13 protein-coding genes and 1 pseudogene are annotated in these 14,908 nt (G+C 68.1%); 10 read left to right on the top strand and 4 right to left on the bottom strand.

Translation table 11 applies throughout. From position 1 onward, the window contains the following. Window positions 1-10 precede the first annotated feature (10 nt). The 7 genes from araA to G6035_RS10710 all read left to right on the top strand — a co-directional run bounded on the left by araA (window position 11) and on the right by G6035_RS10710 (window position 8,596). Window positions 11-1,534: an L-arabinose isomerase gene (gene araA / locus G6035_RS10740; RefSeq protein ID WP_176617089.1), complete on the top strand. Its 1,524-nt coding sequence runs from the start codon at window positions 11-13 to the stop codon at window positions 1,532-1,534. Next, complete coding sequence (locus G6035_RS10735; protein ID WP_256882988.1) at window positions 1,531-2,433, top strand: aldose 1-epimerase family protein; 903 nt, start codon at window positions 1,531-1,533, stop codon at window positions 2,431-2,433. Before araA ends, G6035_RS10735 begins: the two co-directional genes overlap by 4 nt. Before the next feature lie 75 nt (window positions 2,434-2,508). Continuing rightward, a complete protein-coding gene (locus tag G6035_RS10730) occupies window positions 2,509-3,528 on the top strand; it encodes a LacI family DNA-binding transcriptional regulator (protein WP_176617087.1) in 1,020 nt (339 codons plus the stop codon). Window positions 3,529-3,767: 239 nt separating this feature from the next. Further along, entirely contained in the window at window positions 3,768-5,105 is a 1,338-nt protein-coding gene (locus tag G6035_RS10725) for an extracellular solute-binding protein (RefSeq protein WP_176617086.1), read from the top strand. Between the two features lie 65 nt (window positions 5,106-5,170). Continuing rightward, on the top strand, window positions 5,171-6,103 hold the full coding sequence (locus G6035_RS10720; protein ID WP_176617085.1) for a carbohydrate ABC transporter permease: 933 nt from the start codon (window positions 5,171-5,173) through the stop codon (window positions 6,101-6,103). A gap of 3 nt (window positions 6,104-6,106) precedes the next feature. Further along, window positions 6,107-7,006 (top strand): carbohydrate ABC transporter permease, encoded by a 900-nt coding sequence (locus G6035_RS10715; RefSeq protein ID WP_176617084.1) that lies wholly within the window; start codon window positions 6,107-6,109, stop codon window positions 7,004-7,006. A 51-nt stretch (window positions 7,007-7,057) separates the two neighbouring features. After that, window positions 7,058-8,596: an alpha-N-arabinofuranosidase gene (locus tag G6035_RS10710; protein WP_176617083.1), complete on the top strand. Its 1,539-nt coding sequence runs from the start codon at window positions 7,058-7,060 to the stop codon at window positions 8,594-8,596. A 22-nt stretch (window positions 8,597-8,618) separates the two neighbouring features. Here the strand turns inward: G6035_RS10710 and G6035_RS10705 are convergent, their stop codons facing one another. The 3 genes from G6035_RS10705 to G6035_RS10695 form a co-directional block, all read right to left on the bottom strand. After that, entirely contained in the window at window positions 8,619-9,002 is a 384-nt protein-coding gene (locus G6035_RS10705; protein ID WP_176617082.1) for an META domain-containing protein, read from the bottom strand. Window positions 9,003-9,105: 103 nt separating this feature from the next. After that, the gene (locus tag G6035_RS10700) at window positions 9,106-9,825 is read right to left on the bottom strand and encodes an ABC transporter ATP-binding protein (protein ID WP_176617081.1); all 720 of its coding nucleotides are present in this window, start codon (window positions 9,823-9,825) and stop codon (window positions 9,106-9,108) included. A gap of 97 nt (window positions 9,826-9,922) precedes the next feature. After that, window positions 9,923-11,038, bottom strand: coding sequence for an ABC transporter permease (locus tag G6035_RS10695; protein ID WP_176617080.1), 1,116 nt, complete (start codon window positions 11,036-11,038; stop codon window positions 9,923-9,925). A 184-nt stretch (window positions 11,039-11,222) separates the two neighbouring features. Here G6035_RS10695 and G6035_RS10690 point away from each other — a divergent pair, with 184 nt between their 5' ends. The 3 genes and pseudogenes from G6035_RS10690 to G6035_RS20615 all read left to right on the top strand — a co-directional run. Further along, complete coding sequence (locus tag G6035_RS10690) at window positions 11,223-12,518, top strand: sensor histidine kinase (RefSeq protein ID WP_176617079.1); 1,296 nt, start codon at window positions 11,223-11,225, stop codon at window positions 12,516-12,518. After that, window positions 12,515-13,165 carry a response regulator transcription factor gene (locus G6035_RS10685; protein WP_176617078.1) on the top strand — a complete coding sequence of 217 codons (651 nt, stop codon included), beginning with the start codon at window positions 12,515-12,517 and terminating at the stop codon, window positions 13,163-13,165. The genes G6035_RS10690 and G6035_RS10685 overlap by 4 nt, the downstream gene beginning before the upstream one ends. 190 nt (window positions 13,166-13,355) lie before the next feature. Further along, window positions 13,356-14,015, top strand: a pseudogene (locus G6035_RS20615) (C40 family peptidase); the annotation flags it as partial. A 65-nt stretch (window positions 14,016-14,080) separates the two neighbouring features. Here the strand turns inward: G6035_RS20615 and G6035_RS20610 are convergent. Beyond that, complete coding sequence (locus tag G6035_RS20610) at window positions 14,081-14,665, bottom strand: hypothetical protein (protein WP_176617077.1); 585 nt, start codon at window positions 14,663-14,665, stop codon at window positions 14,081-14,083. Between the last annotated feature and the right edge of the window lie 243 nt (window positions 14,666-14,908).

Genomic DNA, 14,908 nt, shown 5'->3' with positions numbered 1-14,908 from the left:
TAAGGAAATCATGACGAAGAATCCCGCAGCGTCGCTCTCCCTGGAACAGTACGAAGTCTGGTTCCTGACCGGCAGCCAGCACCTTTACGGCGAGGTGGTGCTGGCACAGGTGGCCTCGCAGTCCCGGGAAATCGCGGACGCGCTCACTGCCTCCGGCGTCCCCGTGAAGCTGGTTTGGAAGCCGGTCCTGACTGATTCGGACGCGATCCGCCGCACCGCCCTGGAAGCGAATTCCGCTGACAACGTGATCGGCGTGACCGCCTGGATGCACACCTTCTCCCCGGCCAAGATGTGGATCCAGGGCCTGGACGCGCTCCGCAAGCCGTTGCTGCACCTGCACACGCAGGCCAATGTGGAGCTGCCCTGGGCGGACATTGACTTTGACTTCATGAACCTGAACCAGGCCGCACACGGCGACCGGGAATTCGGGTACATCCAGGCCCGGCTGGGCATCCCGCGCAAAACCGTGGTGGGGCATGTTTCCAGTCCCGCGGTGCAGCGGCAGGTCGCCGTCTGGCAGCGCGCCGCTGCCGGCTGGGCCGCCGTCCGCGGGCTGAAGCTGACCCGCTTTGGCGACAACATGCGCAACGTGGCGGTCACGGAAGGCGACAAGACCGAGGCCGAGCTGCGCCTGGGGGTCTCCGTGAACACGTGGAGTGTCAACGAGCTGGCCGACGCCGTCCATGCGGCCCCGGAGGCCGGTGTCGACGCGCTGGTGGCCGAGTACCAAGAGCTCTACGACGTGGCCGAAGAGCTGCGGCCCGGCGCGCGCCGGCACGACTCGCTGCGCTACGGTGCCCGGATTGAACTGGGCCTGCGCTCCTTCCTGGAGGCGAACGGCTCGGCCGCGTTTACGACGTCGTTCGAGGACCTGGGTGCGCTGCGCCAGCTTCCCGGGCTGGCCGTGCAGCGGCTCATGGCCGACGGCTACGGCTTTGGCGCCGAAGGCGACTGGAAGACGGCCATCCTGGTCCGCGCCGCGAAGGTCATGGGCGCGGGCCTGCCGGGCGGGGCCTCCCTGATGGAGGACTACACCTATCATTTGGTGCCGGGGGCCGAGCGGATCCTGGGGGCGCACATGCTGGAGGTCTGCCCCTCGCTGACCACCTCCAAGGCCCGCCTGGAGATCCACCCGCTGGGCATCGGCGGCAAGGAGGACCCCGTCCGCCTGGTTTTTGACACGGATCCGGGCGACGGCGTGGTGGTGGCCCTCTCCGACATGCGCGACCGTTTCCGCCTGGTCGCCAATGCCGTCGAGGTGGTGCCGTTGGAGCAGCCGCTGCCGAACCTCCCCGTGGCCCGTGCCCTGTGGTCCCCGAAGCCGGACTTCGCCACCTCGGCCGCCGCCTGGCTGACGGCCGGCGCGGCCCACCACACGGTGCTGTCCACGCAGCTTGGCGTCGAGGCGTTTGAGGACTTTGCCGAGATGGCCCGGACGGAACTGCTGGCCATTGACGACGCCACCACGCTGCGCGGTTTCAAGAAGGAAATCCAATGGAACCAGGCGTACTACAAGCTGGCTGGCGGACTGTGAATGGATCCGGCTACCTGATCACGTCCGGCGGCTACACGGCCCGGATCGTGCCGCGGGGCGCCGCACTGTGCGAGCTCCGGCACCGGGGCCGGGACCTGGTGGTCCCGTTCGCCCCCGGCGCCCCCGTCCCTGACTTCCGCGGCATCATCGCCGCCCCGTGGCCAAACCGGGTGGCGGACGGCACCTACCGTTGGGACGGCGCCGGCTACCGCCTGCCCCTCAACGAGCCCGGGCGCGGAACGGCCCTGCACGGGCTGGTCCACGACGTTGAGTGGGCCCTGGAGACGCACGACGACGACCGGCTTGCCCTCCGCTGTTCCGTGGCGCCCTCGGAGGGGTACCCCTCCGCGCTGGAGGTCCGGGCCGGGTACGTGCTGGATGCCGACGGACTGCACTGCACGGTCACGGCCATTAACGTTGGCGCGGCGGCCGCACCTTACGGAGTGTGCCCGCACCCGTACCTGGTGGCGGGAGACGCGCCGCTGGACGAATGGACGCTCTCCCTGCCGGCGTCGTCCTTCCTGGCCGTGACGGCCGACCGGCTGCTGCCGCTCGGGCTGGAATCCGTGGCAGGGCACGAATTCGATTTCCGCGAGCCGCGTGCCATCGGCGCCACGCAGATTGACCACGCCTTCACCAACATGGCCGCCGACGTTTCCGGTGCGTCCCGGCTGCTGCTCAGCGACCCCTCCGGCACGTACGTGGGGGTGCAGTGGGATGGGGCCTGCCCGTGGCTGCAAATCCACACGGCGGACAAGCCGGCCGGGCAGCCCGGCCGCCGGGGCCTGGCCGTGGAGCCCATGACCTGCCCGCCGGATGCCTTCAATTCGGGCACGGACCTCATCCGGTTGGAACCGGGCGGGATGCATACGGCAGGCTGGAGCATTTTCGGCGGGTGAGCCGGCGTACCTTTCATCTTGTAGCATCGGAAGCCAAAGTCATTGGTGTGCTGCCATGGATGAAGTGAGGGACGTATGCGGGCCACCGTAAAGGACGTTGCCGCCCGCGCGGGGGTGTCGCCCAAGACCGTCTCCAACGTGGTCAACGGGCTGGTCCCTGTCAGTGAAGGCACCCGCGCCAGGGTGGAAGCGGCGCTCGCGGAGCTGGACTACGTGCCGAACCTGTCCGCCCGGGGCCTGCGCAACGGCCGCACCGGCGTCATTGCGCTGGCCCTGCCGGACCTCGCCACCCCCTATTCGGCCGAGCTGGCCCACCATGTGGTGGAGGTGGCCCACGGGCAGGGCTGGAACGTCCAGATCGAGGAAACCGGAAAGGACCCGCACCGGGAATTTGAACTGGTCTCCAGGGCCCGCGCCAACCTGGTCGACGGGCTGATCCTCAACCCGGTGGCACTGGATGAAAGCGCCATCCGGGTGGGTGGGAACCTGCCGCCCATGGTGCTGCTGGGTGAAGTGTCCCAGCAGCGCGTGGACCAGGTGGTGGTGGACAACATCGCCGCCGCCCGTGACATGACCCTTGCCCTGGCCGGGGGAGGACGACGCCGGATAGCCGTGTTGGGTGCCAACGGCACCAGCCGCTCGGCAACAGCCGAGGTGCGCACCCGGGGGTACCGGGACGCCCTGGCCCGGCTGGGCATCCCCGCCGACCCGGCGCTGGAAATCGCCTGCGACGAATGGACCCCCGGCGGCAGTGCCGCCGCCCTGAGGGCTTTTTTGGCCGGGCATGAATTGCCTGAGGCGCTCTTTTGTTTCACCGACTCCCTGGCCATCGGCGCGCTCAGCGTGCTGGCCAAGGCCGGCCACCGCGTGCCGGGAGACATCCTCGTGGCAGGCTTTGACGACGTGGCGGACGGGCAGTATGCCGTCCCGGCCCTGACCACGATCGGCGTGGACAAGCGGGCCATGGCCCAGAACGCAGTGCGCCTGCTCACCGAACGCATGGCCGAGCGGCGCAAGGGGCCGGTCCAGGTCGAGCTGCCGTACCGCCTGGTCATCCGGGCCAGCACGGGCCAGCTCCACGGCCCGGTGGCCTGACTTCCCTGGCCGGCCCCTTCGGGGCGGGCCGCGCTGCCTCTTGCGGCACACGCGCATTCGGAGGGGAAGAAATTTTTGTGCGCGCTCACAAATATCCCTTGCACCGCGTTTTACAACGATGTAATCTGTGTTGTGGATCACCAAATGCGGTTTCCCTTACCAACTTTCCCGGTCCGGCCACCCAAGGCCCGGCCGGTCCCCGCAAGACCACGTTTTTTGCGCGAACAAAGGAGTGAGCGATGCACCAGGCGCGTGAACAATCCAGTTCCCTTCCCTCCAGGCGGCAACTGCTGCGAGGCGGAGCCATGGCCCTGTCCGGCGTGGCCGCGGCCGGCCTGCTGTCCGGCTGCGGCGGCACGGCCTCGGCGGCCGGCGTTGAGCAGCTGCGGTTCTGGCACCTGCTTTCGGGCGGGGACGGCATCAAGATGCAGGCCATGATCGACGCCGCAAACGCCGCACAGTCCGCCTACAAGGTGACGCCCACCGTGCTGGCCTGGGGTGCTCCGTACTACACGAAGCTCGCCATGGCCTCCGCCGGTGGACGGCCCCCCGAAGTGGCCATCATGCATGCGGCCCGCATGCCCGGATATGCCCCGGGCGGCCTCCTGGACGCCTGGGACCTGGACCTGTTGGCCGGGCACGGTGTCACGAAGGACGACTTTGCCCCGCGCATTTGGGAGGGCAGCCAGCTGGATGGCAAGGTCTTTTCCATTCCCCTGGACTCCCACCCCTTCATCCTGATGTACAACACCAAGGTGGCCGGCACGGCCGGACTGCTCGGTGCGGACGGCCAGCTCGAGACAATCACCAGCGGCGACCGCTTCAAGGAAGCGGCGCTGGAAATGGGGAAGGTGACCGGCAGGCACGGCCTGTCCTACGGCTACCTCAGCGACGGCGCCCAAATGTGGCGCATGTTCTACACGTTTTACCGCCAGCACGGCGCCACCATGGAGCTGCCCCAGGGCCAAAAGGCCAAGGTGGACCGCGACGTGGCCGTGGACGTGCTCGAATACATCCACTCCCTCCTGGACGGCAGGATTGCCACGGCCAGCGGCGACGGCGGCACGGCCATCGCCGAGTTTGCCAGCCAGGGCTCCGGCATGCTGGCCAGCGGCGTATGGGAGCTGCCCACCATGCAGACGGCCAAGGTCCCCTTTGACGCCATGCCGATCCCCACACTCTTCGGCACGCCGGCCGCCTACGCGGACTCCCACGCCTTTGTCCTGCCGCACCAGAACAACCTGGATGCGAGGAAGCGGGCGGACGTGTATGCGTTTGTGGCCCAAATCCTCAAGGGTTCGCTGAACTGGGCCAAGGCCGGCCACATCCCGGCCTTCCAGCCCGTGGTGCGCTCCGGGGCATACAAGGCGCTGCTGCCCCAGGCCCACTACGCCGGCGCCGCGGACATCATCAACTACGACCCCCGGGCCTGGTTCACCGGCTCCGGTTCGGATTTCCAGAACTATTTTGCCGAGAACATCCAAAACGTGTTCCTCGGGCGCACCCGGGCCAAGGACGGCTGGGATTCCTTCGTGCGCCGCCTGGACACCCTGCTGTCCATGCCGAACCCGGTATAGGCGGCGGCAATGAAAATGCAGGTCATGTTTGGGAGAGTAATTCTTGCGGCAAGGGAGCCACGGCAATGAGCACAAGCATCGAATCCTGGCAGGGCGCTTCCGCGGCGCCTGCTGAAAACCGGCACGAGTCGCGGAAACGGCGCGACAGGATCCACGGCTGGGCCTTCATGGCACCGTTTCTGGCGTTCTTCGGCCTGTTCCTCATCTGGCCCCTGATCCACGGCGCCGTCATGAGCTTCACCGGAAAGTCCCTGACCGGTGCCAACAGCTCCTTCCTGGGGCTGGCCAACTATGCCGAGGCACTCGGGGATGCCGACATGTGGCACGCACTCGGCAACACCGTGTACTTCACCGTGATCAGCACCGTTCCGCTGGTGGTGGTGGCCCTGGCCATGGCGGCGCTGGTCAACATGGGCCTGCCGGCCCAGTGGCTGTGGCGGCTGTCCTTCTTCGCCCCGTTCCTGCTGGCCTCCACCGTGGTCTCGCTGTTCTTCGTATGGATGTTCAACCCCCAGCTGGGCCTCATCAACGATGTGCTCGGCAAGGTTGGCATTGCCCCCGTCGACTGGCTGAACAACCCGGACGTGGCCATGTGGTCAATCGTTGCCGCCACCTTGTGGTGGACGGTGGGCTTCAATTTCCTGCTGTACCTGGCGGCCATGCAAAACATCCCCGCGGCCCACTATGAGGCGGCGCAGCTCGACGGTGCCGGCGGGTGGCGGCAGTTCTTTTCCATCACCCTCCCGCAGCTCAACCAGACCACGGCCATGATCGTGATCCTTCAGGTGTTGGCCTCGCTGAAAATCTTTGACCAGGTGTACCAGATGACCGGGGGAGGCCCCGGCGGTGCCACCCGTTCGATCGTCGAGTACATCTTTGAGGCCGGGTTCACCGGCTACAGGCTGGGCTATTCGGCAGCCATCTCCTACATCTTCTTTGGCCTGATCGTGGTTGTTTCGATCGCCCAGTTCGCCATCACCCGCAAGAGGAGCGCATAAGACATGGCCACCACCCTCACAGCACCGGTCCGCCCAGGCCGCCTGTCCGCCGTCGCACCCGTCGGGAAGCGCAGGCGGCACCTTTCCCCCGGCCGCATCGTGGCCACTGTCATCGTCGCCGTCCTGGCCGTCACGTGGCTGGTGCCCTTTGCCTGGGCCACTGTCACGGCCCTCAAGAGCGAGACGGAGGCCGCGGCGACACCCGTCACCCTGGTGCCGAAATCAGGGTTCACGCCCGACGCCTTCACCAAGGTGCTCCAGCAGGGCAACATTCCGGCCTGGACCTGGAATTCGCTGTTTACCTCTGCCGCCATCACTGCCGTCACGCTGGTGATTTCGGCGCTGGCCGCTTATGCACTGTCGCGGATCGACTTCAAGGGCCGCAAGGTGCTCATGACCATCATCGTGGCCTCGCTCATTGTGCCGCCGCCGGTGCTGATCATCCCGCTGTTTTACCAGATGGTTTCCTTCCACATGATCGACAGCTACTGGGGCATCATCCTGCCCCAGGTCATTGCACCCGCCATGGTGTTTGTGCTCAAGAAGTTCTTCGACCAAATCCCGCGCGAACTCGAGGACGCCGCCCTGGTGGACGGTGCGGGGCGGATCCGGATCTTCCTGCAGGTGGTCCTGCCGCTGTCACGTCCCATCCTGGCCGCCGTGGCCATCTTCGTCTTCATCGGGGCCTGGAACAACTTCCTTTGGCCGTTCATCGTCACCAACGACAGCGCCATGCTGACCCTTCCCGTGGGACTGCAGACCATCAAGAGCGCCTACGGCATCCAATACGCGCAGAACATGGCCTCCGCCCTGCTCGCCGCGCTGCCCCTGATCCTGGTGTTCCTGTTTTTCCAGCGCCAGATCATCAAGGGCATTTCCACCACCGGCCTCGCCGGAACCTGACCCCTGACCCCATTTTTCGCACCAACAACAAGTACCAGGAGAACAAGCCACATGTCCCGTGCACGGATCAGCATTGACCGCGACTTCACCATTTCCGAGGTGCCCCACCGCCTCTTCGGATCGTTCGTGGAGCATATGGGCCGGTGCGTCTACAGCGGCATTTACGAACCCGGCCACGCCCAGGCGGACAGCCAGGGCTTCCGCCAGGACGTCCTGGCCCTGACCCGCGAACTCGGTGCCACCGTGATCCGCTACCCCGGCGGCAACTTTGTCTCCGGCTACAACTGGGAAGACGGGATCGGCCCGGTGGCGGGGCGCCCCCGCCGTCTCGACGGCGCCTGGCACACCCTCGAGACCAACGCCTTCGGCCTCCACGAATTTGTTGACTGGTCCAAAAAAGCCGGCACCGAAATCATGGAGGCCATCAACCTTGGCACCCGCGGCGTGGAAGCGGCCCGGGAGATCGTCGAATACGCCAACCACCCGGGCGGCACCTACTGGTCTGACCTGCGCGCGAAGAACGGGCACAAGGACCCCTTCGACATCAAGCTCTGGTGCCTGGGCAACGAAATGGACGGGCCCTGGCAGATCGGGCACAAGACCGCCGGGGAGTACGGGCGACTGGCCCAGGAGGCCGGCAAGGCCATGCGCCTGGTCGACCCCGGCATCGAGCTCGTGGCCTGCGGCAGCTCGTCGTCGGCCATGCCCACCTTCGGCGCGTGGGAGCAGACGGTGCTCACCCACGCCTACAACGAGGTGGACTATGTTTCACTCCATGCCTACTACCAGGAGCACGATGGCGACGCCGCCAGTTTCCTGGCCAGCGCCGTTGACATGGACTACTTCATCGAGTCCGTCGTGGCCACGGCCGACTCGGTCCGGGCCAAGGGCAAGCACAAGAAACACATCAACCTGTCCTTTGACGAATGGAACGTCTGGTACCAGCGCGGTCTGGACTCCGAGGACCAGCCGGAACGTGTCAACGCCGCCGGCTGGCGCGAGCACCCACGCGTCATTGAGGACAAGTACAACGTCACCGATGCGGTGGTGGTGGGCACCTTGCTGAATTCACTGTTGCGGCACGGCGACCGGGTCAAGATCGCCAACCAGGCCCAGCTGGTCAACGTGATCGCCCCGATCCTGGCCGAGCCCAACGGCCCGGCCTGGCGCCAGACCATTTTCCATCCCTTTGCCCGGATGGCGGAGCTCGCCAAGGGTCAGGTCCTGCGCACGCACGTGGTTTCAGACAAGGTGGAGACCGCCCAATTTGGCGGCGCGGACCTCGTCGACGTCAGTGCCACCTGGAACGAGGAGATGGGGCGGATCGCCCTGTTTTTCGCCAACCGCGGGCTCGAGGAGGCTGCGGACGTTGACGTGGCCCTGCGCGGCTTCGACGCCAGGCGGGCCACCCGCGCCGAGGTGCTGCGGGTCCCCGAGGGCGGGGACCGCTTCACAAGGAACACGTTGGAGGCCCCGGACCAGGTTGGCCTGGTCCCGCTGGAGGGGGTCCAGGCGGCCGGGGACGGGCTGAAGTTAACGCTGCCCGCGCTCTCCTGGGCCGTCGTCGAACTTGAGGTGCGAAAGAACTAGCCCGCCGTCAGGGAGGAAAGCCCTAGCCGCGGCGGTCCAGGGTGCCGATGGTCTTGCCTTGGGCATCCTTGACGGTCAGGACGTTGCCGTCGATGCTGCCGGAGGCGGCCTTGGACAGCCAGCCGTCAATGCCGTCGCAGGTGATCTGGGTCTTGCCCAGCTGGGGGAACGTCAGCTCGCCGGAGGCCAGCATCCACTGCCCGGACAGGCGGTTGCAGCCGTCGCTGCCCTGCAGGTAACCGGCGGTGTCACCGTTCTGCTCGGCCCCCAGGGACAGCTCCAGGTAGGGCTGCTTGTCCACGTGGTAACCGTTGCCCCACGTGCCCACCGGGCCGGTTGCGGCGCCGCAGGAGGAGAGGACAAAGGCAAGGGCCAGGCCGCCGGCCAGGGCGAGGACGCGTTTCATGAAGGGGTGTCTCCGTTTCACATGCTGAAGAATCGTAGTTTCCCCCATGCTATTGCATGGGCGGGCGTCCCCGCGCGCGGCGGTGGCACCGTGACGGGGGCCGCTACCGTGCGCCGGCCGCGGCCAGGGCGGGCACTGCGGCGGCCAGCACGCCGTCGCGCATGGTGGCCACGGCGTCGGTCAGGGGGACGAATTCGGTGTCGTGGGTGACCATGACGGTGGCCACCTGGAACTCGTCCGTCACCTGGCGCAGCAGGCGCACAATCGATTCGCTGCGCTCGTGGTCCAGGGCCGCCGTCGGCTCATCCACGAGCAGCACCGACGGTGACGCCATCAGCGCGCGCGCAATGTTGACGCGCTGGCGCTGCCCGCCGGAGAGCTGGTGGGGGCGTTTCTTGGCGGAGCCCTCCAGCCCCGTGATCTCGAGAAGTTCCGCGGCCCGGGCCGCGGCTGCACGCGGGGATTTCCCGCGCAGGTGGTCGCCGATGACCAGCTGTTCGGCCGCCGTGAGCGAGGCGAGCAGGTTGGGCTGCTGGAAGATGATGCCCACCTTGTCCCGGCGCAGCGTGGCCAGGGCCTTGTCGGACAGGACGGTGGCGTCCTCGCCGGCAATCCTGACCAGACCCGAGGTGGGCCTGACCAGCGTGGCGGCCACCGCCAGCAGGCTCGACTTGCCGGAACCGGACGGGCCCACCAGCGAGACAAACTCGCCGGCCTCCACGTCCATGGTGACGCGGTCCAGGGCGGTCACGGTGCCGTCGCCGTCCGGGTACTCCAGGGTCACGTTGGTCAGGGACAGGGCGGGGGCGTTCAGGGCAGACATGGGGATTCCTTCGGTTTTTGGGGGAGGGTAGGGGTATGGTCCGGCCGCCGGGGCCGGACAGCTGGCGCCGGGGCCGGACAGCTGGCGTCGGTGACGGTCAGCTGCCGCCGAGGGCAATGAGGGCGTCGATCTTCGTCACCTTGCGGACGGCCAGGGCCGCGCCGGCCAGGCCCAGGGCGACGATGCCGAGCATCGGCAGCACGGTGGTGGCCGGGGTGAGGAGGAACGGGGCGGCCTGGGCGGCGAAGAAGCCGCCGGCCACGCTCACGAGGCCGCCGAGCAGGGCGCCGGCCAGCAGCACCAGCGCCGCCTGCGTCAGCGCGTCCCTCAGCAGGTAGGTACCGGAGGCGCCCATGGCCTTCAGGACGGCGATGTCGCGGGTGCGCTGCACGGTCCAGACGGTCAGGAAGGCCACGATCACCAGCGCGGAGATGCCGTACAGGAACGCCTGCATCATCAGCAGCGAGCCGTTCTCGCTCTTGTAGCCGCCCAGGCCCTGGAAGGCGCCGCTGCGGGTGGTGCTGACGGTCCCGGCTGCCGCGTTGGCGGCGCCGGCGTCAACGGAAGTGCCGCCGTCGTACGTCACGGCAACCACCGTGGCAAGCTGCGCCGGGTCGCTGAGGTGGGCCAGCCTGGTCCAGGTGGGCAGGGAGGTCCACACCACCGAGGTGTGCGAGTACCACTGGTCGGGCACCACGGCGGAGACCTTCAGGGTGCTCCCGCCCAGGGACACGGCGTCGCCCACGGCCAGATGGAGGTCCTTCGCCACCTTCCCGCCAATGATGGCGGTGGAGTCGCTGAGGCCCGACGGCGCGATCCCGGCCTTGGCGCCTCCCCCGCCGACACCGAAGACGGCCACGTTGGTGGTCCCCTTCGCGTCCCCGGCGCCCTGCAGGCGGGTCTGCCTGATGCCCAGCGGCACGGCCGAGGCAACGCCGGGCTGCCGGGCCCAGGCGTTGACCTGCCCTTGCGTGACCTGGCTTTCGGTGAAGGACACCGTGGGATCGTTGGCGCCGGGCGCGCCGAACACCAGCTGGTCCACGGGGGCGTGGGTTGGCTTGCCGAGGTCGGCGATCGAGGAGGTGGACTGGTTGCCCAGCCCGGCGGTGAGGCCGGAGAGCAGCACCAGCAGCAGGGTGATCAAGGCAACCACCCCGCCCATCAGGGCAAAGCGGCCCTTGGCAAAGCGGATGTCTCGGATGGCGAGGAACATGTGTGGATCTTCTTTCCTGGGTGGGCCCTCGGTGCGGGCCATGTTTTTGCGTTAGTTCCACTGTCCTTTCATTCGGCGCGGCTTCCATCGCAGGCTTGGATGGTCTGCGCGGGCCCGAAGGTTGAACGGGCACTCAACCATTTGGTTGATCCGGGCCCGCGGCGCCACGGCCTAAGCTGGTGGCATGCCTGCCCCGGATGATGCACCCGCGACGAGTGCCGCGATCCTGCGCTTCCTGCGCGTGGCCCTGCACGTGGGCTTTGCCGTCCTGCTGGCCGTGGCCGCCGGCCGGCTTTTTGCCGTGCCACTGGAGGGGTCCGTGCGCTCCCTCCTGCTCGGCCTGGCGGCCCTCCTTGCCGCCGTCTACCTGCTGGGGACGGCGGCGGAAAAACGCTTCTCCGCCGGCCGTGCCGCCGCCAACCCGCGCCGCTGGGCCTCCCTGTGGCTGGCCATCGTGACGGTGCTGTGGGCGGCGTTGCTGGTGGGTTCGGCGGAATTTTCCTGGCTGGCCTTCCCGCTGTTCTTCCTCCACCTGCACCTGCTGCCGCGCTGGGCCGGAATCACGGTGGTCATTGTCATGACGGCCGGTGTCATCACGGCCCAGTGGCTGGCCACCGGCGCCGCCTACCCGCCGCTGGCCGCCGTCTTGGGGCCGCTGTTTGGCGCGGGCTTTGCCGTGGTGACCTCCAAGGCCTACCGGATGCTCTACCAGGAAGGCGAAAGCCAGCGCCGCGCGGCTGATGAACTCCGCCGCACCCGCGCCGAACTGGCCGCGAGCCAGCATGAGGCTGGCGTCCTGGCCGAGCGCGCGCGGCTGGCCCGGGAAATCCATGACACCCTGGCCCAGGGCTTCTCCTCGATCGTGCTGGTGGCCCGCGCAGCAGGCCGTTCGCTGGGCTCCGGAGACCTGGAATCCGCACGGGAAAGCATCGGCATGATGGAGGCCACGGCGTCGGAAAACCTGGCCGAGGCCCGCAGTTTTGTCCGCGGCCTCGCCTCCCCGGCACTCGAGGGCACGTCCCTCGGGGAGACGTTGGCCCGACTGTGCGAAAAGACGCAGTTGGAGGCGGCCGCGCGCGGCGTGAACCTCACATGCACCTTCCGCGTCGACGGCGAGCCCGTGGACCTCCCGCAGCCGTACCGGGTCACGCTGCTGCGTGCCACCCAGGCGAGCCTCGCCAATGTCTGGCTGCACGCCCGGGCGGGCACCGCCGTCGTCAGCCTGGCCTACCTGGACACCGAGGTGGCCCTGGACGTGTACGACGACGGACGGGGCTTTGGCCCCTCATCGGCGGCCGGCGCCGTGGGTGGGCGCGCGGACGGGAGCGGGTTCGGGCTGGAGTCGCTGCGGCAGCGGGTGGCGGCACAAAACGGCTCCCTCGAGATAGAGTCGGCACCGGGTGAAGGCACCGTGGTGGCCGTCCGGCTGCCGCTGGCCGGGACGGCGGCCCGGTCGACGGGAAATGAGGGTGTGGCGTGAGTGAAATTCGGATCCTGCTGGTGGACGACCATCCCGTGGTGCGGGCCGGGCTGCGCGCCATGCTGACTGGTTTCGAGGGCTTCACGGTCGTGGCCGAGGCGCCGGAAGGTGGCGCCGCGATCAAGGAAATCCAGCGGCTGCAGACCCTCGGGGAGACGCTTGACGTGGTGCTCATGGACCTGCAGATGGGTGCCGGCATGGACGGGGTCACCGCCACGAAGGCCATCAAGGAACTGCCCGACGCGCCGCCCGTGCTGATCCTGACCACCTACGACACCGACGCGGACATCCTGGCGGCGGTGGAGGCCGGGGCCAGCGGCTACATGCTCAAGGACGCCCCGCCGGAACAGATCCGCGCCGCCGTCCAGCAGGCGGCGGCCGGCCAGACGGCGCTCGCGCCGGCGGTGGCGGCCCGGCTGATGGGGCGCATCCGGAACCCGGAGCCGGTGCTGTCCGCCCGGGAGGTCCAGCTGCTGGAACTGCTGGCCACGGGCATGGGCAACAAGGCCATGGCCAGGCAGTTGTTCATCTCCGAGGCCACCGTCAAGACCCACCTGGTGCACATCTACGACAAGCTGGGCGTGGACAACCGCACGGCCGCGATCTCCGTGGCGGCCCAGCGCCGGATCATCCGCGCCGGCGGGTAGCGCACTTCCGGGGGCCCGGGGCCTCGGTGGGCTTGCGGGCTGTGGGTGGCGCTGGACGAATCTGTGCGACACGCCGACGTGCCATGTGCGCTTATGGTGCGGTGTGTGACTTTGCGATTATACTGTCCCGTTTTGCCGATTCGGCGTAAGCTCGGGCCTAACGATTGCGATGAAGCAGGGGGACCTGTAAGTGGCGTTTCCTGAAGGCCGGTCACGGCCGATCCGATTAAGCCTGGCGGTTGCGTGCACGCTGCTGGCCTCGGGCGGCTTCGTGGGTGCCGGCTACGCGGAGAATTCCGTGGCTGACGCCCCCGCCTGGTCTTCCTTGCAATCAGCCCCCCGGCTTTCGACCGGCCCGCCGGAAACAGTCCCGGAACCTGCAGCTTTTCCCGGCCTTGCCGCCTATGCTGCCAAGAGTGCGGGCCTGAGGATTTCCTTTGCAGACACTTTGATCGCGTCGCGCGCGGCCGCGGCCGTGCCGGTCTTTGATTTGACGAGCCCCGGTGAAAGCGGCGCCTGGCCGGCCGAGGTGGCCGCGGCCCTGCGCGGCGGCCATGAATTGCCGCCCGGCCTCATTTCGCAGGTCCGCCGCGGGATCGTGCGGGCCGCCTTTGAGGGCCTGGGCCACAGCTATGTCTGGGGCGGGACGAGCTTTTCGTCCGGCTGGGACTGTTCGGGCTTCGTACAGTGGGCCTACGCCCAGGCCGGCATTGCCCTTCCGCGCACCGAGCAGTGGGTGCCCATGGTCCAGACCAACAACCCCCAGCCCGGGGACGTCGTGGTGCAGAACCCGGACGGGCCACGCCACTGGTCGCATATCGGCATTTACATTGGCGGCGGCCTGATGATCAGCGCACTCAATCCGTCCGTGGGAACCATCATGCACACGCCGGCGTCGACGAGCAATTCCTCGAGCTACTTCACCATGCCCGGCTTTGCTTCCCTGGATGAAAAGGCTGCCATGGCCATTACAGCTGAGTTTGCCGGTGCTGGCTGGAGGGCGGCCCCGGCGTCCAACACCGCCGGGACGCCAAGCCCCGCCGCAAGCCCGAAGCCGGCTCCCAGCGCGGCAGCAACGTCTCCACGGACAGCGGCCAAGCCAATGGCACAAACGCCCGCGGCACGGCCGAGCGCCACAACGACACCGAGCGCCACCCAGTCGCCGACGCCGGGCGCGACAGCGTCGCCAACGCCTACCCCTACGCCTACCCAGACCCCGTTGCCCGAGCCGACGTCGAGCCCGACGGCGTCGCCAATCCCGATGCCGACGCCCACGCCGTCGCCAACCCCCACGCCGTCGCCAACCCCCACGCCGTCGCCAACGCCTGCCCCGTCGCCATCGCCGAGCCCCACGCCGACGTCGCCAACACCAAGCACCACCCCGTCGCCGTCCCCGACTCTCTCCCCAACGCCGACGCCAACTCCCACCCCGTCACCGACACCCACCCCGACGCTGTCGGTGACGTCCACGCCGTCGACCGAGCCGACGTCGGGCACCACCCTGTCGCCATCGGCCGACGTGTCCACCACCCCGGTGGATTGAGCTGGTTTCCGTAACTTAATGTGTCGCACGGTTTCGCGCCTGGCCCCTGACCGGTCGCGTCCGCACTGCGCCGCCACGGTACTGTGGGCAAAGCATGTCCCATCCACCTGACCCCTGAAAGACGGTCCGTGAGCGCCGCAAACCCCGATAACAACTTCCACTCCCGACTGCATCTCGCAGGGGCCAAGGACCGGGTTTTG

The organism is Arthrobacter sp. SDTb3-6 (assembly GCF_013376095.1).
GTDB lineage: Bacteria > Actinomycetota > Actinomycetes > Actinomycetales > Micrococcaceae > Specibacter.
This window is presented reverse-complemented; position numbering and strand designations above follow the sequence as displayed.

What these genes read in the sequence shown, in the direction of transcription:
- G6035_RS10715 (WP_176617084.1), top strand. Translation starts at nt 6,107, where the DNA reads ATGGCCACCACCCTCACAGCACCGGTCCGCCCAGGCCGCCTGTCCGCC.
- araA (WP_176617089.1), top strand. Translation starts at nt 11, where the DNA reads ATGACGAAGAATCCCGCAGCGTCGCTCTCCCTGGAACAGTACGAAGTC.
- G6035_RS10695 (WP_176617080.1), bottom strand. Translation starts at nt 11,038, where the DNA reads ATGTTCCTCGCCATCCGAGACATCCGCTTTGCCAAGGGCCGCTTTGCC.
- G6035_RS10720 (WP_176617085.1), top strand. Translation starts at nt 5,171, where the DNA reads ATGAGCACAAGCATCGAATCCTGGCAGGGCGCTTCCGCGGCGCCTGCT.
- G6035_RS10730 (WP_176617087.1), top strand. Translation starts at nt 2,509, where the DNA reads ATGCGGGCCACCGTAAAGGACGTTGCCGCCCGCGCGGGGGTGTCGCCC.
- G6035_RS10700 (WP_176617081.1), bottom strand. Translation starts at nt 9,825, where the DNA reads ATGTCTGCCCTGAACGCCCCCGCCCTGTCCCTGACCAACGTGACCCTG.
- G6035_RS10725 (WP_176617086.1), top strand. Translation starts at nt 3,768, where the DNA reads ATGCACCAGGCGCGTGAACAATCCAGTTCCCTTCCCTCCAGGCGGCAA.
- G6035_RS10705 (WP_176617082.1), bottom strand. Translation starts at nt 9,002, where the DNA reads ATGAAACGCGTCCTCGCCCTGGCCGGCGGCCTGGCCCTTGCCTTTGTC.
- G6035_RS10690 (WP_176617079.1), top strand. Translation starts at nt 11,223, where the DNA reads ATGCCTGCCCCGGATGATGCACCCGCGACGAGTGCCGCGATCCTGCGC.
- G6035_RS10710 (WP_176617083.1), top strand. Translation starts at nt 7,058, where the DNA reads ATGTCCCGTGCACGGATCAGCATTGACCGCGACTTCACCATTTCCGAG.